The following is a 17,383-nucleotide window of genomic DNA, read 5'->3' as shown; positions in this document are numbered from 1 at the left end:
AAGCCAAGCCCATAGCCCAGCAGCGGCATAAAAAAACGGGCCACATGGCCCGCTGCACGAACGCGGCAATGCTCAGCGCTTGATGCCAAACATGCCCATCATCTGCTCCGTCTGCTTTTGCATTTGCTCTTGCATTTTTTGCATTTGCTCGGTGTAGCTTGCAGACACCATGGGGTTGGGCATCTGCAGCATCTTGGCCCAGGCATCGACACCACCGCCCTGCTCAGCCATCTTGCCCTGAAAGTCCGTGAACATCTGCACGTTCTTTTCAATGAAGCTGCCCATATGCCCCTGCATGGTGTGCCCGTAGAAACGAATAATGTTTGCCAGCATGGGCTCGGTAAACATGGGAGCACCACCGGCTTCTTCTTCCAGAATGATTTGCATGAAGATAGAGCGCGTGAGGTCATCGCCTGTCTTGGCGTCTTTCACCACGATGTTCTCGCGCTCCATTACCAGTTGCTTGACTTCTGCCAGCGTGATGTAGGTAGACGTTGCCGTGTCGTACAAGCGGCGATTGGGGTACTTCTTGATGACGCGCTGGTTGCTGGGTGCAGAGGTTGAGGTGTTTTCTTGTGCGGTCATCGGCAAATTCTCATGGCGAACGGGGGAAAGAGGGGGTCGGCGCGTGCAGCCATTGTAGGAAAGGCTTTCTTGTCGCAGCGCAGCACTAACCCTAGCCAAGCTCACGATGTATCTTGTAAAAATATGAGCTTCAAGTGCTTTTACGGCAGGCATTTCAGCATGTTTCATGCTTTCCCACAAGCATTGTGCTTGCCTTGCTCGCCCACTTTTCTGAAATTTCCAGTCAGATACAGGCAGCACTGCGCACCGCCACCACCCAGGCATTTCTTGCCCGCAAGGGGCTTTCTGGAGCAGTACGTTTTCGAGCATTTCTTTCCAAAAACAAACCGCACAATTTGTAAAAAATAACAGGAAATTGCTGTCAGAAAAATACCAAGAAATGACGGACGGCTGTGACAGTCGGTCTCCTACACACGCTGCGCCAACGCTGGCGCACACTGGGCCACAGGCAAACAGCATTTGTTTGTCGGTCACTATCCTGAAGGAGTAACTTATGGCCCAGCAACAGCAAAACCATGTGAACCAGCAGCAAGACCAAGACAAGACTGCCAAGGAAAAGCAGCAACAGCAGCAAGCACCCAACCAGCAGCAGCCCGGGCAGCAAAAACAGCAGCCCAGTCAACAGCGCTGAGATTTTGACTGGGAGGAAGGAGGCCTACATGTCACCACTTCCCCAGACTCACTACACGCCTTGGAACGAGCAGCAGCCCTGGCCCCTACAGCTTGGTCAGCCGCTGACGGAACCCAAATACAGCCAACAGCAAAGCAAGTGCAATAAGCGGCAAATTGGCTCAGAGCCCAAGCCCTTAGCGCAGGAGCAAATGCACTAACCCCATAACAAGCAAGGCCCGCATGTGCGGGCCTTGCTTGTTATGGGCCTGCTTGCTGGGGCTTGGCACCATTCGTGGCGTGTATAAATGCCAGGGCCACCTCCAGGCCACACGCAAAGCCCTCAGGCGCAGATGTAAAAGTCAATACAGCACCGTGCTTGTCGGCAATGGTTTTCACAATGGACATGCCCAGGCCATAGCCAATGTGCTGCCTGTCCATGCGCGCATGCCGTTGCTGAATTTTTTGAATTTCCTCAGCGCTCAACCCTGCCCCGCTATCCCTGACCACCAGCGCGGCATGCGGTGCAGGTTGCACTTGCAGCACAACCGCACCCTGCGTATGGCGCAGTGCGTTCTCTATCAAATTGCGCAAGACAATGGCCAAACCATCAATATCTCCCCACACCCAGACTGCGCAGCAGGCATCAGGGGTGATGCAGTCCAGACGTTTCTGGGCCTGCGCTTGCTGCCAGAACTCTTGGGCTACTTCTTGCGCCAGCTGCACCAGGTTCACCCAGGCAAAGTGGGCACTGTCGCCACCTTCAGCACGTGACAGCTGCAGCAGTCGCTCTGTGCGGTGGCTCAGCGTTTGCAGCGACTGCAGCGCCATGCGTACCTCATGCAGCGGCACGCTTGCACCCTGCTCCAGGGCTTGGTCCACCGCCGTCTGTAAACGCAGCCGCACCTCCGCCAGTGGCGTGCGCAGTTCATGCGCTGCATTGGCAGCCAGCGAACGCTCTACATTCAGCGCCTCCCCAAGGCGGCCAAGCAACTGATTGACGCCCTCTCCCACGGCACGCAACTCCAAAGGCATGCCCTGCACTGACAAAGGCTGTAAATTGCTGCCGCTGCGTGAAGTGATTTGCTGCTGCAATTGCTCCACCGCACCCAGCTCGCGGCGTGCGACCATCGACACCAGCCACAGCAGCACTGGCAGTATCACCAGCAACACGGCGACCAGCCCCAAAACAATGCGCTGGCTGGTTTCACGGCGCTCACTCAAAGGGTCGGCAAGCTGCAGCCACACCTGGTATTGCTCGTCGTAGAGGCTGAACACACGGTAGTCATCGGTGTCATAAAAACCTTGCCGCAGAGGCACCGCAAAAGGTGAAGCCGGCGTAGCTTGTGTGCGCAGCAGCACCTGCCCGGTCACATTGCGCAACTGCAGCAGCAAAGCTTCTGCATGGCCGGACCCCGGCAACTCACCCATCACTTGCGGGCCCGCTTCCGAAGCGGTGGATGCCATGTCGCTCAACGCCTCGTGGATACTGGCTTGCTGGGGGTGGGCCAGCTGAACTTCCAGCAACGCTGGGTACAGCTGGCGATGTGCGCTCTCGATCAGCTCCACATCAAAATTTTCCTGAATCTGGCTGTCCACATACCAAGCCACCAACGCAGTACTGAGCAACCACACGGCCAGGACAGCAGACGTCAACGCGCGGCTCAGGCGCTGCACGAGACTGAGGGGCATTTTCAACGTAGCAGTCATTGCGCAAGCAACCGATAGCCCGTACCGCGTACGGTTTCAATCAAGGCACTACCCAGTTTGCGCCGCAGGCGGCTGATGAAAACTTCCAGCGTATTGCTGTCACTGCTGGCATCCCATTGATAAAGCGCTTCTTGCAAACGCTCACGGGTGAAGATTTGCCCCGGGCGGCTGGCCAGTACACGCAGCAAGGCCCATTCCTTGGGCGTCAATATGATGGGCGACATGCCTTTGCGCACAGACTCCCGCGCCAAGTCAATGGCCACTTCAGCGCATTGCAGCACGGAGCTGTTTTGCGCCCCTCTGCGCCGCTCAATGGCACGCAGCCGGGCCAGCAGTTCTTCGGGGTCGTAAGGTTTGACCAGATAGTCATCTGCGCCTGCGTCCAGCCCCCGGATACGGTCACTGACCTGGTCCCGCGCTGTCACCACAATCACCGTGGGGCGTGCATTTTCTGCGAGGGCAGCGGCATGCAGAAATGGCAACAAATGCAACCCTTCCCCATCTGGCAGGTTCAAGTCCAAGAGCACGGCCGCATAGTGTGTCGTCGCAACAAAAGCGCGCGCCTGCTGCAAATCTTCAGCCCAATCGACGCTGAACTGTTTGCTCTTCAAATAGCTTAATACCGCCTGCCCAAGCGATCGATCGTCTTCTACCAAGAGGATTCGCAATTTCAGCCCCCATCGAATGAAGTGCCCAGTGTAGAAGGCCCGGAAAAAGCACTGAAAGCTGAACGCTGTCTGAACAGTAACTTCAGGGGATATTCAGACAGCTTTTTTAGAGTGCAGAGCATGACTGAATTGCACGCCCCTGCCCCTCTTGGTGTTCCCACCAGTACCCGTCACAGCTTCCACCTTCCACACCTGCCTGCTCTCTCGATGGCCCCGCGCTGGGCCGCCCTGCTCTTGGCCATCTGGTGCAGCCTGGCCTTGAATCAGGCCTGGTGGAGAAAATTGGCCGAGCTTTCCAGCGAACAAAGCCTGAGCGCATGGCAGATGACTCTGACCGCTTTGGTGCTCACCGCGGCCACCTATTTGTGGTTCATGCTGCTTTCATGGCCCAAAGTGCGGCGCGTGGGCTGGAGCATGACGCTGCTGGTAGCCGCATCGGTGCAGTATTTCATGCTGCACTACGGCATCGTGATGGACAGCAGCATGGTGCGCAATACGCTGCAAACCAATACCAGCGAAAGTCTGGCCCTGATGAGCAGTGGCTTGCTGGTGCACGTTTTGCTGTTCGCAGGTCTGCCTATTGCGGCCCTGTACGGCTGGGTTGAGCTTAAATCCACAGCATGGCGCCGCGACCTGTGGCGTTCAGCACTGCTGGTCCTGACCAACATCGCTGTCTTGGTGGGTGGTGGCTTGCTGCTGTACAAGCCCATGGCACCGCTGGTGCGCAACCATACAGAGATTCGTTACCTCATCAATCCGCTGGCCAGCGTTGTGTCTTTCAGCCATGTCACGCTCAAGCCATTGTTCAAGCGACCGCTGGCATTTCAAGCCATCAGCAACGATGCCACTCTGGGCCGCAGCTATGGCCTACAGGGCATGGGCATGACTGCCGCATCTGCGCCCGCTGCGGCATCCGGCAACAAACCGCCCTTGCTGGTTTTGATTGTGGGAGAGACCACGCGCGCGGACCACTTTGGCTTGAATGGCTATCCGCGCAATACCACGCCAGAGATGGAAGCACGCCATGTCATCAGCTGGCGCAACGTGCAGTCTTGTGGCACCAACACCTTGGCTTCTGTGCCTTGCATGTTTTCGCATTTGGGCAAGAGTGGCTTTGAGTCACGCAAGTTTGAATATGAAAATTTGCTCGACGTTCTGAACGCCGCAGGGCTGAACGTGGACTGGCTTGACAACCAGGCGGGCTGCAAAGATGTCTGCAATCGCATCTCGCATGCACAGGCTGACCAGGTGGCGAGCAAAGCCTTGGTTGAACGCTGGTGCAAAGACGGTGAATGCCTGGACCAGTTGATGGTGGAGCTTTTGAACGAGCGACTGCAGACGGTCAACAGCCATGGCAAAAACAACGGCACCGTCTTGGTATTGCACCAAATGGGCAGCCATGGCCCCGCCTATTACCGCCGCTCTTCGCAGCCCAGCAAGCACTTTCAGCCAGAGTGCACAACCAATGTCACCTCAGACTGCAGCCGCGGCCAGCTGGTGAATGTGTATGACAACAGCATGGTGGAAACCGATCATTTCGTGGCCCGCACCATTGATTGGCTCAAAACCCAGCAAGACCGCTACGAAACTGGCCTGATTTACCTCTCGGACCACGGAGAGTCACTGGGTGAAAACGGCCTTTACTTGCATGGCTTGCCCTACGTGATCGCGCCGCAAGCGCAAAAACATGTGCCTTGGGTTTTGTGGCCCGGCTCCTTGCTCAGCCGCACAAGGGTCAATGAGACGTGTGTGCGCCAGGATCTGGATCAGGCACTGACACATGATAATTTTTATCACACCGTACTGGGGCTCTTGGATGTGCGTAGCAACAGCTACCAAAGCGCACGCGATGCACTGCAAAACTGCAGACCCGCCACACCCAAGACCATCAGTTAAGGCCATCCGTGATGTCACACACACCACTGGCCCAGGCAGGCAGCAGCCTGCAAGCATCTGCACCACAGCAGGCACCGATCCAAGATGCCAATCCTCAGAAAAATCGCACAGGCTTTCAGCGCATCTGGCACGCCACCTTGTACTCGCTGCAGGGTCTGCAGGCTGCATGGCAAGAAAAAGCATTTCGCCAAGAAGCCTGTCTGGCCGTGGTGCTCATACCCGCTGCCTGCTGGCTCGGCCAAAGCTGGGTGGAAGCATTCATACTGATTGCGACGGTATGTCTGGTCTTGGTCGTCGAACTGCTCAACTCCGCCGTGGAAGCGGCAGTAGACCGCATCGGTCTGGAGTGGCATGCACTGTCCAAAAAAGCAAAAGACTTTGGCAGTGCTGCCGTGTTCATGGCACTGCTGCTGTGCGCAGGGGCCTGGATCACTGCTGTGTATAGCTACTTTTTCTAATGCCCGCGATGGACAAGGCAAAGCGTACGCCAGCTTGCACCGACGCTTTACCCCGACCTCGCGTTGCTCACCACATCAAGCTACTTTGGCAATCACCTGACCTGCCTGCAAAACTGCACCGGCCTGCACCTGGATTTGAATCGTGCCGGGCGCAGTTGCAAGGATGGGGGTTTCCATCTTCATCGATTCGATCAGCGCCAGCACATCCCCTTCGCGCACTTGGGCGCCTTCCAGCACCTTCCATGCAACCAAGCTGCCTGCCATAGGAGCCACAAGGTCTCCGCTGTGGACTGCAGGGGCAAGGGGTGCAGCGCTGGCTTGCACGCTGCCAGCGCGGCCCAAGCCTTGCAGCAAGCTTGCAGGCAAACCCAGCACCACCCGTTTGCCATCAATTTCGATGCAACTGCGATGCAGGGGCGCATCAGGCACTGCATCGGGGCGCGGTGCCGCTGCCCAGGACTGCTGCATCTCGGTTTCAATCCAGCGCGTATGCACGCCAAATCCTTGCTCTGCCGTAAATGCTGCATCACTGACTACCGCCCGGTGAAACGGCAAGACCGAGGCAACACCTTCAATATCAAACTCGTGCAAGGCACGGCGGGCGCGCGCCAATGCCTGCTCACGCGTTGCGCCCGTGACGATGAGTTTGGCCATCATGGAGTCAAAGCTGCCAGGCACGGTACTGCCTGACACGACACCACTGTCAACGCGCACACCGGGGCCGCTGGGCGCAGCAAACCGATGAATACACCCCGGCGTTGGCAGATAACCGCGCCCGGGGTCTTCCGCATTGATTCGAAACTCAATGCTGTGCCCGCGAGGAGCCGGTGTTTCGGTGAACGACAGAGGCAAGCCATCGGCAATGCGCAGTTGCTCCAGCACCAGATCCACGCCCGTGGTTTCTTCGGTCACCGGGTGCTCCACCTGCAAGCGCGTATTGACTTCCAGGAACGAGATTTGCCCGCCACGACTGAGCAAAAACTCCACCGTGCCCGCGCTCACATAGCCAGCCGCCGCGCAAATGTCGCGTGCAGACTGGTGAATGCTGCTGCGTTGCGCATCGCTCAAGAAAGGTGCCGGAGCTTCTTCTACCAGCTTTTGGTTGCGCCGCTGCAGGGAGCAATCGCGCGTACCCACCACGACGACGTGACCGTGCTGATCGGCCAGAATTTGTGCCTCAATGTGGCGGGGGCGATCCAGAAATTGCTCCAAAAAGCATTCCCCACGACCAAAGGCGGCTGTGGCCTCACGTACCGCAGATTCATACAGCTCGGCCACTTCCTCCATCTGCCACGCCACCTTCAGGCCACGGCCTCCGCCACCAAAGGCCGCTTTAATGGCCACCGGGAAACCGTGTGTCTTGGCAAAGCTCACGACTTCTTGGGCGCTTTGCACCGGCTCTGCCGTGCCGGCCACCAAAGGCGCACCAACCTGCAATGCAATCTTGCGTGCCGCTACCTTGTCGCCCAGAGCTTCAATCGTTTCGGGGCGGGGGCCAATCCATACCAAACCGGCATCCATCACCGCCCGTGCAAACTCGGCGCGCTCCGACAAAAAACCGTAGCCAGGGTGCACGGCATCTGCCCCGCTTTGCTTGGCGATAGCCAGCAGCTTGGCAATGTCCAGATACGTCTCGGCAGAGCGCACACCATGCAACGCCCAGGCTTCATCGGCAGCGCGTACATGCAGCGCATCAGCATCAGGGTCGGCATACACGGCTACCGAAGCCACGCCATAGTCTTTGCAGGCACGGGCAATGCGAACGGCAATTTCGCCACGGTTGGCAATCAAAACTTTGCGAATCATCGTCTTCCTTTCGCGCCCCCAGTGTCTGGGTCAGCGCTCAATATCAATGCTGCTCAAAAAACGGCGCCACTACGTTGAAACGAATACGGCAACCCACAGGAATCTGTGCTGCCAGCCCCAGGTGGTAGCTGGCCACCGCCGCAATGACGGGGTAGCCGCCCGTGAGGGGGTGGTCGGCCAAAAACAGTACAGGCTGCCCATTGATAGGCACTTGAATGGCCCCGGCAACCGTTCCTTCGCTGGGCAGTTCATCGTGGCGGCTGCGCTCCAGAGCTTGCGCCCCTGTCACACGGATGCCGACGCGATTGCTTTGCGGCGTCACCAGCCACTCCTGCTGCGCAAAGGTCTGCAGCGCTTGCTCTGTGAACCAATCCGTGCGCGGGCCCAGCACCACATCCAGCACCACCACATCACCCGCTTTGGGTAAAACGACGGCTGGCAAGCAGCACAACTGTACCGGGCGCAAATCTGCTGGAGCAACGGCACTGCCGACTGGCACGCGCTGCCCACTTTGCAGGGGTGCAGGGCCGATCAACGCCAGGGTGTCGGTGGCACAGCTGCCCAGTACCGGCTCAACCTGCCAGCCGCCGCGCACAGCAAGGTAGCTGCGCACACCTGCGGTGGGTGCATGCAGTTGCAGCACATCCCCATCATTCAAGGCCACTGGCGCATAAGCTGCGACGGGCCATGCGCCACCTTGGGCACTGTGCACGGTCAACGACGCTTGCGCGCCCGTGATGGCTACGGTGGTTGCGCCATGGCTGCGCAACCGCATCTGGCCCAGCACGTTCTCCAGCACCGGCGTGGCTACAGGGTTGCCCACCAGCCGGTTGGCCTGGTGCATGGCCACGGTATCCAGCGCTCCAGAGGCAGAAATTCCCAGCCCCGACATGCCATGGCGCCCACCATCCTGCACCAGCGTTTGCAAGCCGGCAGAAACAAATTCAATCGCTGTCAGCGCTTGCTGTGATTGCGCTGGAGGCTGTTTTGACTCGATGATGTTATGCGCAGGCAAATGCACCTGCGTCACCTTGCGCGCGGCATCGACAAACTGCACACGAAAGCCCGGTTGCACATAGGCGGGTTCAGGCCGCTGCAGATCCCACATCGGTACATCTGTCACGCCAATGAGCTGCCAGCCACCTGGGCTGGCGCTGGGATAGACGGCGCTGAAGTTCCCTCCCAAAGCCACCGAGCCTGCAGGCACCTTGGTGCGCGGCGATTGGCGCCGAGCCATCTGAAAATTGGCGCCGCCAGACAGATAGACAAACCCCGGGGCAAAGCCGGCGAAAGCTGCGTCGTAAGGTTGCGCGGTGTGCCGCTCAATCACCTGTGCCACAGAGATTCCAAGCAGCTCGGCCACATCGGGTAAATCTTCTCCGGTGTAACGCACAGCAATGTCCACCAAACGCCCCTGCACCGCCTCTGCGCTTTGCTGCGCCTGCGCCGCTTGCGCGCCGAGCGCTCGCAAGATGTCGATCAAGCTCGATGGGCTGATCACATGCGGCTCAAAGTGCACCAGCAAGGTTCGCGCGGCGGGCACCAACTCCTGCACACCCGGCAAGCGCTGCGCAGCCACGTGCCGGTACAAGGCCATGGTCTGCGCCAAATCATCCAGTTCGACCAGCAACGCTTTGTCACTGGCTGGCAAAAATCGCATGCTGCAGTCCTTCACGCCATCGACACAAAAGGCTGCAGGCTCACGCCCGCCTGCAGCAGGCGTTCGCGCATGCAGCGCGCCATCTCGACCGCACCGGGGCTGTCACCATGCACACAGATAGAGTCTGCTTGCAGGCGAATACGTTTGCCGGTGATGGTTTCAATCTCACCTGTTTGCACCAGTTGCAGCATGCGCTGCGCAACCTGCTGGGGGTCATGCAGTACGGCCCCCGGCAGACGGCGGGACACCAGAGAGCCGTCTTCGTTGTAGGCGCGGTCGGCAAAGGCTTCTGCCACCACGCGCAAACCACGCTCCTTGGCCCACTCAATCAGCGGAGCACCCGCCAGCGCCATCAGTGTCAGTTGCGGGTCCACCGCCTGAATGGCCTCGATCACATCCCCCGCCTGGCGGGCGTCCTGCGCAATGGTGTTGTACAGCGCACCGTGGGGTTTGACGTAACGTACACGCGTGCCCGCAGCCGTGGCCAGCCCTTGCAAGGCACCGATCTGGTAGATCACATCGCCCACCAGCTCGGCGCTGCTGGGGTCCATATTGCGGCGGCCAAAACCCGCCAAATCGGGATAGGCCACATGCGCCCCCACCGCCACACCGCGTGCAGCGGCTTGCTTGAGTGTTTGCAAGATGCCGGCGGGGTCTCCGGCATGAAAGCCGCATGCCACATTGGCACTGCTCACGATATCCAGCATGGCTGCATCGTCACCCATGCGCCATGCCCCATAGCTTTCACCCAGATCACTGTTGATGTCCATCTTGTATCCTCTTTCTTCAAACACCACGTCTTGATTGTTGAACAATCAAAGCAAATTCCTTACCAGCATCTTCACCATGCAGTCTCGGCACTTTTCTACCAGCACCACTCCCACCAGCCTGGCTGACACCGTCGCCAGCAACATTCGCCAGCAACTTATCCACGGCGAGCTGCGTGCCGGACAGCATCTGTCAGAAGCGGCACTGAGCCAGCAGCTGGACATTTCACGCAACACCTTGCGGGAAGTGTTTCGCATCCTCATCAAAGAGGGGCTGCTGCGCCACGAACCCAATCGGGGCGTCTCCGTCGTTGTTCCATCCATTGCAGACATCATTGACATCTACCGCGTACGCCGCCTCATCGAGTGCCCTGCACTGGAAAAAGCATGGCCCCTGCATCCTTCGCACAAACGCATGCGAGAGGCTGTTCAAGACGCCCAGCAAGCCCGCGATGCCAAAGACTGGCGCCGCGTGGGCTCTGCCAACATGGCTTTTCATGCCGCCATCGTGGCTTTGAGTGACAGCGACCGCCTGTCCGCCATGTTTGAAGACCTGACCGCAGAGCTGCGTCTGGCCTTCGGCATGCTCGATGACGCCGAATACCTGCACGCCCCCTATGTCGACCTCAACGCACGCCTGCTGCAAATGTTCATCGAAGGCCAGACCGCTGCCGCTGCACGCGAACTGGAGACTTACCTTGTTCAATCCGAACGCATGGTTCTTGCCGTGTACGCACGGCACATTCCCTGAACCATTACAAAGCATGGATTGCACCAAATTTGGGCAAACGAAGAACAATGCACCAAGTTTGATTGAACAATTAATACCAAAACAACCAACAACGTAACGCTACATCACCCACAAATACTCTGTATTGTTGAAATCCCTGATGGTCATCTGTCAATGACGGTGGTACTTTTGGCACGCGATTTGCCTATAACACTGAGACAAGGGGCTGCAACGTCTTTCCAAGATCTGCCCAGCCACCTTCATTGCCACCCTTTGCAAGGAGCCATCCATGAAGCGTCGAATTTTTTGTGCTACAGCCACTCTCGTAGCCAGCATCGGTTTTAGCGGCACAGCCGCTGCACAGACCAAGTGGGATTTCGCCACAGCCTATGCAGCCCACAATTTCCATTCCAAGAACAACGAGCAATTTATCAAGGACGTGGACGCAGCCACCCAGGGCAAGCTCAAGATCACGCCGCACTTTGGCGCGTCGCTGTTCAAGATGCCTGAAATCAAGCGTGCCGTGCAAACTGGCAATGCACAGATGGGTGAGTTCTTTTTGGTGAGCTTCCAGAACGAATCACAGATCTTTGGCGCCGATGGTTTGCCTTTCCTGGCCAGCAACTACGACGAAGCCTTCAAGCTGTACCAAGCACAAAAGCCATTGCTGCAAAAGCTGCTGGACAAGCAAGGACAGGTTTTGCTGTATTCCGTCGCATGGCCCCCACAAGGCATTTACACCAAGAAACCCATCAGCTCAGCCGCTGACCTCAAGGGCATGAAATGGCGCGTCTACTCCCCCACCACCGCCCGCATTGGTGAACTGGTGGGCGCACAGCCCGTCACCATTCAAGAGGCTGAACTGTCTCAAGCATTGGCAACAGGTGTGGTTGAAGGCTTGATCACCTCCAGCGCCACTGGTGCAGATAACAAGCTGTTTGAAAACCTGAAGTACTACTACAACGTGCAAGCCTGGATTCCCAAGAACGCCGTTGTCGTAAGCAAGAAAGCCTTCAATGCGCTGGGCAAGCCAGAACAAGACGCCGTGCTGAAAGCCGCCAGTGCTGCCGAAGAGCGCGGCTGGAAAGAATCGCGCGAAGTGGATGCCCGCTCGATTGCCACCCTCAAAGCTGGCGGTGTCAGCGTAGAAGAGCCCTCTGCACAACTGAAGGCAGATTTGGCCAAGGTGGGGGATACCGTTATCAAGGAATGGCTGGAAAAAGCCGGCCCTGACGGTAAAACCATCGTGGACACTTTCAAAGCATCCAAGTAACTAGACCCAGCTTGTATTTTTTGCCCTTGCTGCAGCGCCTTGCCGTTCAAGGGCATTTTTGTTTTCCCATGCATTTCCGTGAACGCCTGCACGGGCAACACGAAGGACATTTGCGATGCGCAGATTGCTTGATGGTCTCTATGCCGCCAGCGCTTGGCTGGCAGGCATCTCGATGATAGGTGTGCTGCTCATGGTGCTGCTCACCATTGTCAGCCGTTTCTTTGGGTTCGCAGCCCCTGGCACCGATGCCTATGCCGGGTATGCCATGGCAGGCGCGGGCTTCATGGCTTTGGCCAGCACGCTCAAAGCCGGCGAGCATATTCGCGTCACGCTGGTGCTGGGCATGCTCAAAGGCAAAGCCTACAAGACTCTGGAAGTAACAGCCTTGACGATCGCCACGCTGCTGGCTGGTTTTCTGGCCTTTTATGCCAGCCGCCTGGTTTGGCAGTCTTGGGAAATTGATGATATTTCCGTTGGCATTGATGCCACTCCGCTGTGGATTCCACAAATTTTCATGGCACTGGGGACGCTGATCTTCTTCATTGCGTTCTGTGATGAATTGGTGATGGAACTGCTAGGCAAGCGCAAGCCCCGAGAAACTGAGGATGCTCACCATGAATGAAATTTTCGCCAGCGTTGCACTGATCGTAGTGCTGCTCGTTTTACTGAGTGGCGGCGTGTGGGTCGGCCTGACTTTGGCCGGAGTGGCCTGGTTTGGCATGGAGTTTTTCACGGCACGTGCTGCCGGTGATGCGATGGCCATGACCATCTGGGGCTCTGCCAGCAGCTGGACGCTGACTGCCTTGCCTTTGTTTGTGTGGATGGGAGAGATTCTCTACCGCACCAACTTGTCCGAAAACATGTTTCGTGGCTTGGCGCCATGGGTCAATGCGCTGCCCGGTCGGCTGCTGCACACCAACGTCATTGGCTGCACCATCTTTGCCTCGGTGTCCGGCTCCTCCGCCGCAACGTGCGCCACAGTGGGCAAGATGAACATTCCGGAGCTGCAAAAACGCGGCTACACCGAAGCGCAAATCATCGGTTCGCTGGGTGGCCCTGCAACACTGGGCTTGCTGATTCCACCCTCCATCATTTTGATTGTGTACGGTGTATCGGCAGAACTGTCCATTTCCAAGCTGTTCATGGCGGGCGTGCTGCCCGGTTTGATGCTGGCGGTACTGTTCAGCGGCTGGATCATCGTGTGGGCTTTGCTCAACCCGGACAAAGTGCCCAAAGCCGATGCCACTTTGACATTCAAGCAAAAGGTGTATGAGGCGCGTCACCTGATTCCTGTGGTGCTTCTGATTTCCAGCGTGGTAGCCAGTATTTACAGCGGCATTGCAACTGCCACAGAAGCTGCAGCGATTGGTGTAACTGGTGCACTGATACTGTCTGCCTCACAAAAGGCGTTGACGTGGGACAGCTTCAAGGCCTCCCTGTTTGGCGCTACCCGCCTGTATTGCATGATTGCACTGATCCTGGCTGGCGCAGCATTCATGACGCTATCCATGGGCTACATCGGCTTGCCACGCCAACTGGCGGAGTATGTGGGCAGCTTGAACCTCTCCCCCGCCATGCTCATCGTGGTACTGGGTATCTTCTACATCTTGATCGGCTGCTTCCTGGATGGCATCTCCACCATCGTGCTGACCATGAGCGTTGTGCTCCCCATCATTCAGGCTGCAGGTATTGACCCGCTGTGGTTCGGCATCTTCCTGGTGATCACGGTGGAAACTGCCCAAATCACTCCGCCTGTGGGATTTAACTTGTTCGTACTGCAAAGCATGACCGGCAAGCAGATCACCTACATCGCCAAAGTGTGCGCCCCTTACTTTGGCTTGATGGTGCTGGCACTGGCTATCTTGTGGTTTTTCCCAGAAATCGTGACGGCGCTGCCTAACAAGATGTGACCGTACACAAAAAAGCCGCCACAGATTTCGCATTCTGTGGCGGCTTTTTTTATGGCCCTGTCCATCCAGGCGAAGTCTGGGCCACATGCACCCAGGCATAAAGCCCATGGCAGTCCAGCCGCCATGCCTCACCAAAAAGCAACGACGACGCAGCGGCACACAGCGTACACAGTAGATGGCTAAACCTGATTTAGTCTGTAAAACAATCCGGAATTACGAGACACCACGATCATGAATTTTGCCCAGGAAAAGTAATTTAACTATCAAATATGCGAGCGCAGTAGTCAGTACTCATAAGCCATAAGTGGCAATATTGACATTAGTCATTTTGTTGCTAAATGTATCTGCATCAAGGTAGTGAATCGCATACAAAAGCGATCCTCACTATTTATTGACAGGCTGACTTCTCACCATGCGACGCGTCCTCCAAAGCGATTTGGTACTGAACGAGCCATTACCGTGGCCGCTGTATGACGAGGACGGCAATTTGCTGTTTCGTGAAGGCTATGTGCTGAGCATTCCACGCCACATCAACACCTTGCTCACACGCGGCGCATATGCCCCGCTCCCACCCAGCGATCCGTCGCAACAGCCCACGCTGGTGTTGCCAGAATGCACGGTAGCGCTGTCTACAGCCGATCCAGTGTTCGTTCGGGCCGATCGGCTGGCAATGACCTTGAAGCGCCTGCACACCCATTTGCAAGCGGCCACGCTAAGAATTGAACTGCACCCGGTTGTTCTGGGATTGGCCCACGGCATTCTGGATGCCTGTGCCGAGGATGCCGATGCACTCCTGGCAGCCTTACACCTGGATCGCCAGCATCCCTACCTGGTGATCCAGCAATTGCTGGGAGCCACCCTGGTAGAAATTGCGGCACGCGAGCTGGGGCTGGGTGAGTCCGAACGGCTATCACTGGCATGCGCCGCACTGACACGTGATCTGTCGCTGCTGTCCATGCAGGCACAGCTGGATCAGCAGGCAGGCGCCCTGACACCGCAACAGGCTGCACTGGTGCGCAGCCACCCAGATCGCTCTGCCGCATTGCTGGCTGAAATGGGGGTCACCGACACCATCTGGCTGGAGCTGGTGCGCCAGCACCATGAACGTTATGACGGATCAGGCTACCCACGGGGGCTCAGCGGCGATGCCATTGTGGTCGGAGCACGCCTGCTTGCCATTGCCGACTCTTATGCAGCAATGGTCACACCCCGGCCCAACCGTGCCGGGCAGTTTCCTCGCGATGCACTCAAAGCACTGTTTCAAGACCGGGTACGGCTGTACGACGACCCGCTGCTACAACTTTCAATCAAGACACTGACCATGCATCCCCCGGGCACGCTGGTGCGATTGGCTAACGGTGAATTCGCAGTGGTGCGCTCACGAAAAAAGCGCAATGAATCCATTGACCTTTGGAGCCTCTATGACAGTAACGGCATGCCCATCTTGCGACCGCAGTACCGCGATTCAACCGACCCTGCCCACGACATCACAGGCTCACTGCGAGTTGAAGACTGCCGCTCCGCAGCACTGGTGCTCAAGCGTCTGTGGACGCAACCCTGAGAAAGCCCACCCATGAAGCAGAACCTGCCCGTGACGTCACGGCACACTGACATCCCCCCAGGCATCACCCTGGTCTCCAAGACGGACCTCAAGGGCGTGATCACCTATGCCAATGAGGCTTTTGTCAACGCCAGCGGTTATGCGCTCGACGAACTGCTGGGGCGCAGCCATAACATCGTTCGCCACCCAGACATGCCCTGCGCCGCATTCGAAGACATGTGGCACACACTAAAAAGCGGCAAACCCTGGCGCGGCATCGTCAAAAACCGCTGCAAGGACGGCGGCTACTACTGGGTTGATGCCTGTGTAGTGCCCATCAAACGCAACGACCAGGTGATTGGCTACATGTCGGTGCGCAAGCACGCTCCAGCCAGTGCCATTGATGCAGCACAGACGCGCTACCGCGACATGGCAGCCGGCACATCAAAGCCGCAGCCTCGTTTGCCAGACTGGCTTGGCATACGCACAGGCATGCGAGCAGGTAGCCTGTTTGTCGCTCTGCTGATGCTGGCTGGAGGCGCTTTGGGGATTGGAGGCCTCAGGCTGGCCGACAACGCGTTAACCCAGCTCTACCACGCACAGCTGGCGCCAATCACCGCCATTGGCAAGATCGAAGCAAGACTCAGCGACAGCCGGACCACCATGATGGAAATCCGCTTAGCTCGCCACGAAAGTGCAAACAGCCATCTGCAGGGACAACTGGCCGGCCAGATTAGCAAACTGCGCACCCACCGTGATGAGATCCACGCCCTGTTGGGCCAGCTGGCCGACATGGATGCACAGGTCACTCAGCAAAAATCCATGCTGACCCACGCACTGGCCCAATACACCAGCGATGGCCTGCGCCCAGTAGAGCAGGCTGTGGCGCACGATGATCCCCAGCAAGTTGAGCAGCTGATCAAGCAGCGGGTGCTGCCACTGGAACAAGCCGCAATGACCGCTGCCGTGGCACTGCGCAATGCACTCACACAAGCGGCGCGTAGCGAGTACGAAAGCACACTGGAGCGCAACAACCGCATACGCAGCTTTGCAATGGCAGGTATTGCCCTGGGGCTTGCCGTGGTCGTGCTGGTAGGCCACATGTTTATCCGAGGCGTTGTCAACCCGCTCAATGCCTCTATCCGCCGCCTGAACCGCATTGCCCAAGGGGATCTACAGGGAGATATCGATCTGTCCGGCACCGGCGAGAGCGGCCAGCTCAACCACGCAGCCGCAGTGATGCAACTGCATTTGAAAGTGATGCTCGATGAAATCGCGCTGGCAGCCAGACGTATTCATCGCCACTGCGCCACGTTGAATGTGGCACTGTATGAAGTCACGGAGCACTCAGAAGAACAGCATGACCGCGTGTACTCTGCGATTCGCTCGCTCAATGCCGCCGTGGCGGAAACCAGCGATCTCAGCGCGCACGCAGAACGACTGATGTTGCTGGCAGATCAGCCAGCGCCTGACAGCAGCCTTGCGGGCCTGGCATTCGAAGCCCGTGAACTGGCCACGGCTACACGTTTAACAGCATTTGGCGCTGAGGAAGTCGCCAGTGCCATGCACCAGGTGGCCGAATTGATCGTTGAAAACAGAGCCGAGGCACAGCGGGCATGGAAAGCATCCGAAGAGCTCAAGCACACGGCACAGGAGCTTAACCAGCTGGTGGATTATTTCGAGCCTGCGCCCACTCCATCAGCCAGCATGAGCAAGTCTTGAGCAATACGCATAAACCAAGCATGGGCTGGCAATGTCAGGCAGGAGGTCT

15 protein-coding genes are annotated in these 17,383 nt (G+C 57.6%); 9 read left to right on the top strand and 6 right to left on the bottom strand.

Annotation, left to right across the window (positions count from 1 at the left end; translation table 11 throughout):
• Nucleotides 1-72: 72 nt before the first annotated feature.
• Complete coding sequence (gene phaR / locus H9646_RS00350; RefSeq protein WP_191721352.1) at nt 73-585, bottom strand: polyhydroxyalkanoate synthesis repressor PhaR; 513 nt, start codon at nt 583-585, stop codon at nt 73-75.
• Between the two features lie 493 nt (nt 586-1,078).
• On the opposite strand from phaR, the gene H9646_RS00345 reads away from it, so the two are divergent.
• The gene (locus H9646_RS00345) at nt 1,079-1,216 is read left to right on the top strand and encodes a transcription initiation factor TFIID subunit D10 (protein WP_191721351.1); all 138 of its coding nucleotides are present in this window, start codon (nt 1,079-1,081) and stop codon (nt 1,214-1,216) included.
• Nucleotides 1,217-1,455: 239 nt separating this feature from the next.
• Here the strand turns inward: H9646_RS00345 and H9646_RS00340 are convergent, their stop codons facing one another.
• Together H9646_RS00340 and H9646_RS00335 are read right to left on the bottom strand one after the other, a co-directional pair.
• Nucleotides 1,456-2,886, bottom strand: a complete 1,431-nt coding sequence (locus H9646_RS00340; protein WP_191721350.1) for a sensor histidine kinase — start codon at nt 2,884-2,886, stop codon at nt 1,456-1,458.
• A gap of 14 nt (nt 2,887-2,900) precedes the next feature.
• Nucleotides 2,901-3,572, bottom strand: coding sequence for a response regulator (locus H9646_RS00335; RefSeq protein WP_191721349.1), 672 nt, complete (start codon nt 3,570-3,572; stop codon nt 2,901-2,903).
• Between the two features lie 120 nt (nt 3,573-3,692).
• Between H9646_RS00335 and H9646_RS00330 the strand changes: the two genes are divergently transcribed.
• Nucleotides 3,693-5,468, top strand: a complete 1,776-nt coding sequence (locus H9646_RS00330) for a phosphoethanolamine transferase (protein ID WP_225213904.1) — start codon at nt 3,693-3,695, stop codon at nt 5,466-5,468.
• Nucleotides 5,469-5,479: 11 nt separating this feature from the next.
• Nucleotides 5,480-5,926 carry a diacylglycerol kinase gene (locus H9646_RS00325; RefSeq protein WP_191721348.1) on the top strand — a complete coding sequence of 149 codons (447 nt, stop codon included), beginning with the start codon at nt 5,480-5,482 and terminating at the stop codon, nt 5,924-5,926.
• A 75-nt stretch (nt 5,927-6,001) separates the two neighbouring features.
• Here H9646_RS00325 and H9646_RS00320 read toward each other — a convergent pair whose 3' ends face one another.
• The 3 genes from H9646_RS00320 to H9646_RS00310 are packed head-to-tail and all read right to left on the bottom strand — an operon-like array spanning nt 6,002 to nt 10,162.
• Entirely contained in the window at nt 6,002-7,729 is a 1,728-nt protein-coding gene (locus tag H9646_RS00320) for an acetyl/propionyl/methylcrotonyl-CoA carboxylase subunit alpha (protein ID WP_191721764.1), read from the bottom strand.
• Between the two features lie 46 nt (nt 7,730-7,775).
• Nucleotides 7,776-9,392, bottom strand: coding sequence for a 5-oxoprolinase subunit B/C family protein (locus H9646_RS00315; protein WP_191721347.1), 1,617 nt, complete (start codon nt 9,390-9,392; stop codon nt 7,776-7,778).
• A gap of 11 nt (nt 9,393-9,403) precedes the next feature.
• On the bottom strand, nt 9,404-10,162 hold the full coding sequence (locus H9646_RS00310) for a LamB/YcsF family protein (protein WP_191721346.1): 759 nt from the start codon (nt 10,160-10,162) through the stop codon (nt 9,404-9,406).
• Nucleotides 10,163-10,238: 76 nt separating this feature from the next.
• Between H9646_RS00310 and H9646_RS00305 the strand changes: the two genes are divergently transcribed.
• The 6 genes from H9646_RS00305 to H9646_RS00280 all read left to right on the top strand — a co-directional run bounded on the left by H9646_RS00305 (nt 10,239) and on the right by H9646_RS00280 (nt 17,334).
• Nucleotides 10,239-10,910 (top strand): GntR family transcriptional regulator, encoded by a 672-nt coding sequence (locus H9646_RS00305; RefSeq protein WP_191721345.1) that lies wholly within the window; start codon nt 10,239-10,241, stop codon nt 10,908-10,910.
• 268 nt (nt 10,911-11,178) lie between these two features.
• The gene (locus H9646_RS00300; RefSeq protein ID WP_191721344.1) at nt 11,179-12,162 is read left to right on the top strand and encodes a TRAP transporter substrate-binding protein; all 984 of its coding nucleotides are present in this window, start codon (nt 11,179-11,181) and stop codon (nt 12,160-12,162) included.
• 115 nt (nt 12,163-12,277) lie between these two features.
• Nucleotides 12,278-12,784 carry a TRAP transporter small permease gene (locus H9646_RS00295; protein ID WP_191721343.1) on the top strand — a complete coding sequence of 169 codons (507 nt, stop codon included), beginning with the start codon at nt 12,278-12,280 and terminating at the stop codon, nt 12,782-12,784.
• Nucleotides 12,777-14,072 carry a TRAP transporter large permease gene (locus H9646_RS00290; RefSeq protein WP_191721342.1) on the top strand — a complete coding sequence of 432 codons (1,296 nt, stop codon included), beginning with the start codon at nt 12,777-12,779 and terminating at the stop codon, nt 14,070-14,072. The genes H9646_RS00295 and H9646_RS00290 overlap by 8 nt, the downstream gene beginning before the upstream one ends.
• A gap of 412 nt (nt 14,073-14,484) precedes the next feature.
• Nucleotides 14,485-15,633 carry an HD-GYP domain-containing protein gene (locus H9646_RS00285; RefSeq protein WP_191721341.1) on the top strand — a complete coding sequence of 383 codons (1,149 nt, stop codon included), beginning with the start codon at nt 14,485-14,487 and terminating at the stop codon, nt 15,631-15,633.
• Nucleotides 15,634-15,645: 12 nt separating this feature from the next.
• Complete coding sequence (locus tag H9646_RS00280) at nt 15,646-17,334, top strand: methyl-accepting chemotaxis protein (RefSeq protein WP_191721340.1); 1,689 nt, start codon at nt 15,646-15,648, stop codon at nt 17,332-17,334.
• Nucleotides 17,335-17,383 lie beyond the last annotated feature (49 nt).

The sequence above is a fragment of the Comamonas avium genome, from assembly GCF_014836675.1.
Taxonomy (GTDB): domain Bacteria; phylum Pseudomonadota; class Gammaproteobacteria; order Burkholderiales; family Burkholderiaceae_C; genus Comamonas; species Comamonas avium.
Note: the sequence above shows the minus strand (reverse complement) of the source record. Positions and strands in the feature narration are given on the sequence as shown.

Excerpts from the sequence above, each read along its gene's own strand:
- H9646_RS00325 (WP_191721348.1), top strand. The coding sequence starts at position 5,480 with ATGTCACACACACCACTGGCCCAGGCAGGCAGCAGCCTGCAAGCATCT.
- H9646_RS00295 (WP_191721343.1), top strand. The coding sequence starts at position 12,278 with ATGCGCAGATTGCTTGATGGTCTCTATGCCGCCAGCGCTTGGCTGGCA.
- H9646_RS00315 (WP_191721347.1), bottom strand. The coding sequence starts at position 9,392 with ATGCGATTTTTGCCAGCCAGTGACAAAGCGTTGCTGGTCGAACTGGAT.
- H9646_RS00330 (WP_225213904.1), top strand. The coding sequence starts at position 3,693 with ATGACTGAATTGCACGCCCCTGCCCCTCTTGGTGTTCCCACCAGTACC.
- H9646_RS00290 (WP_191721342.1), top strand. The coding sequence starts at position 12,777 with ATGAATGAAATTTTCGCCAGCGTTGCACTGATCGTAGTGCTGCTCGTT.
- H9646_RS00345 (WP_191721351.1), top strand. The coding sequence starts at position 1,079 with ATGGCCCAGCAACAGCAAAACCATGTGAACCAGCAGCAAGACCAAGAC.
- H9646_RS00310 (WP_191721346.1), bottom strand. The coding sequence starts at position 10,162 with ATGGACATCAACAGTGATCTGGGTGAAAGCTATGGGGCATGGCGCATG.
- H9646_RS00280 (WP_191721340.1), top strand. The coding sequence starts at position 15,646 with ATGAAGCAGAACCTGCCCGTGACGTCACGGCACACTGACATCCCCCCA.
- H9646_RS00285 (WP_191721341.1), top strand. The coding sequence starts at position 14,485 with ATGCGACGCGTCCTCCAAAGCGATTTGGTACTGAACGAGCCATTACCG.
- H9646_RS00305 (WP_191721345.1), top strand. The coding sequence starts at position 10,239 with ATGCAGTCTCGGCACTTTTCTACCAGCACCACTCCCACCAGCCTGGCT.
- H9646_RS00340 (WP_191721350.1), bottom strand. The coding sequence starts at position 2,886 with ATGCCCCTCAGTCTCGTGCAGCGCCTGAGCCGCGCGTTGACGTCTGCT.
- H9646_RS00300 (WP_191721344.1), top strand. The coding sequence starts at position 11,179 with ATGAAGCGTCGAATTTTTTGTGCTACAGCCACTCTCGTAGCCAGCATC.
- phaR (WP_191721352.1), bottom strand. The coding sequence starts at position 585 with ATGACCGCACAAGAAAACACCTCAACCTCTGCACCCAGCAACCAGCGC.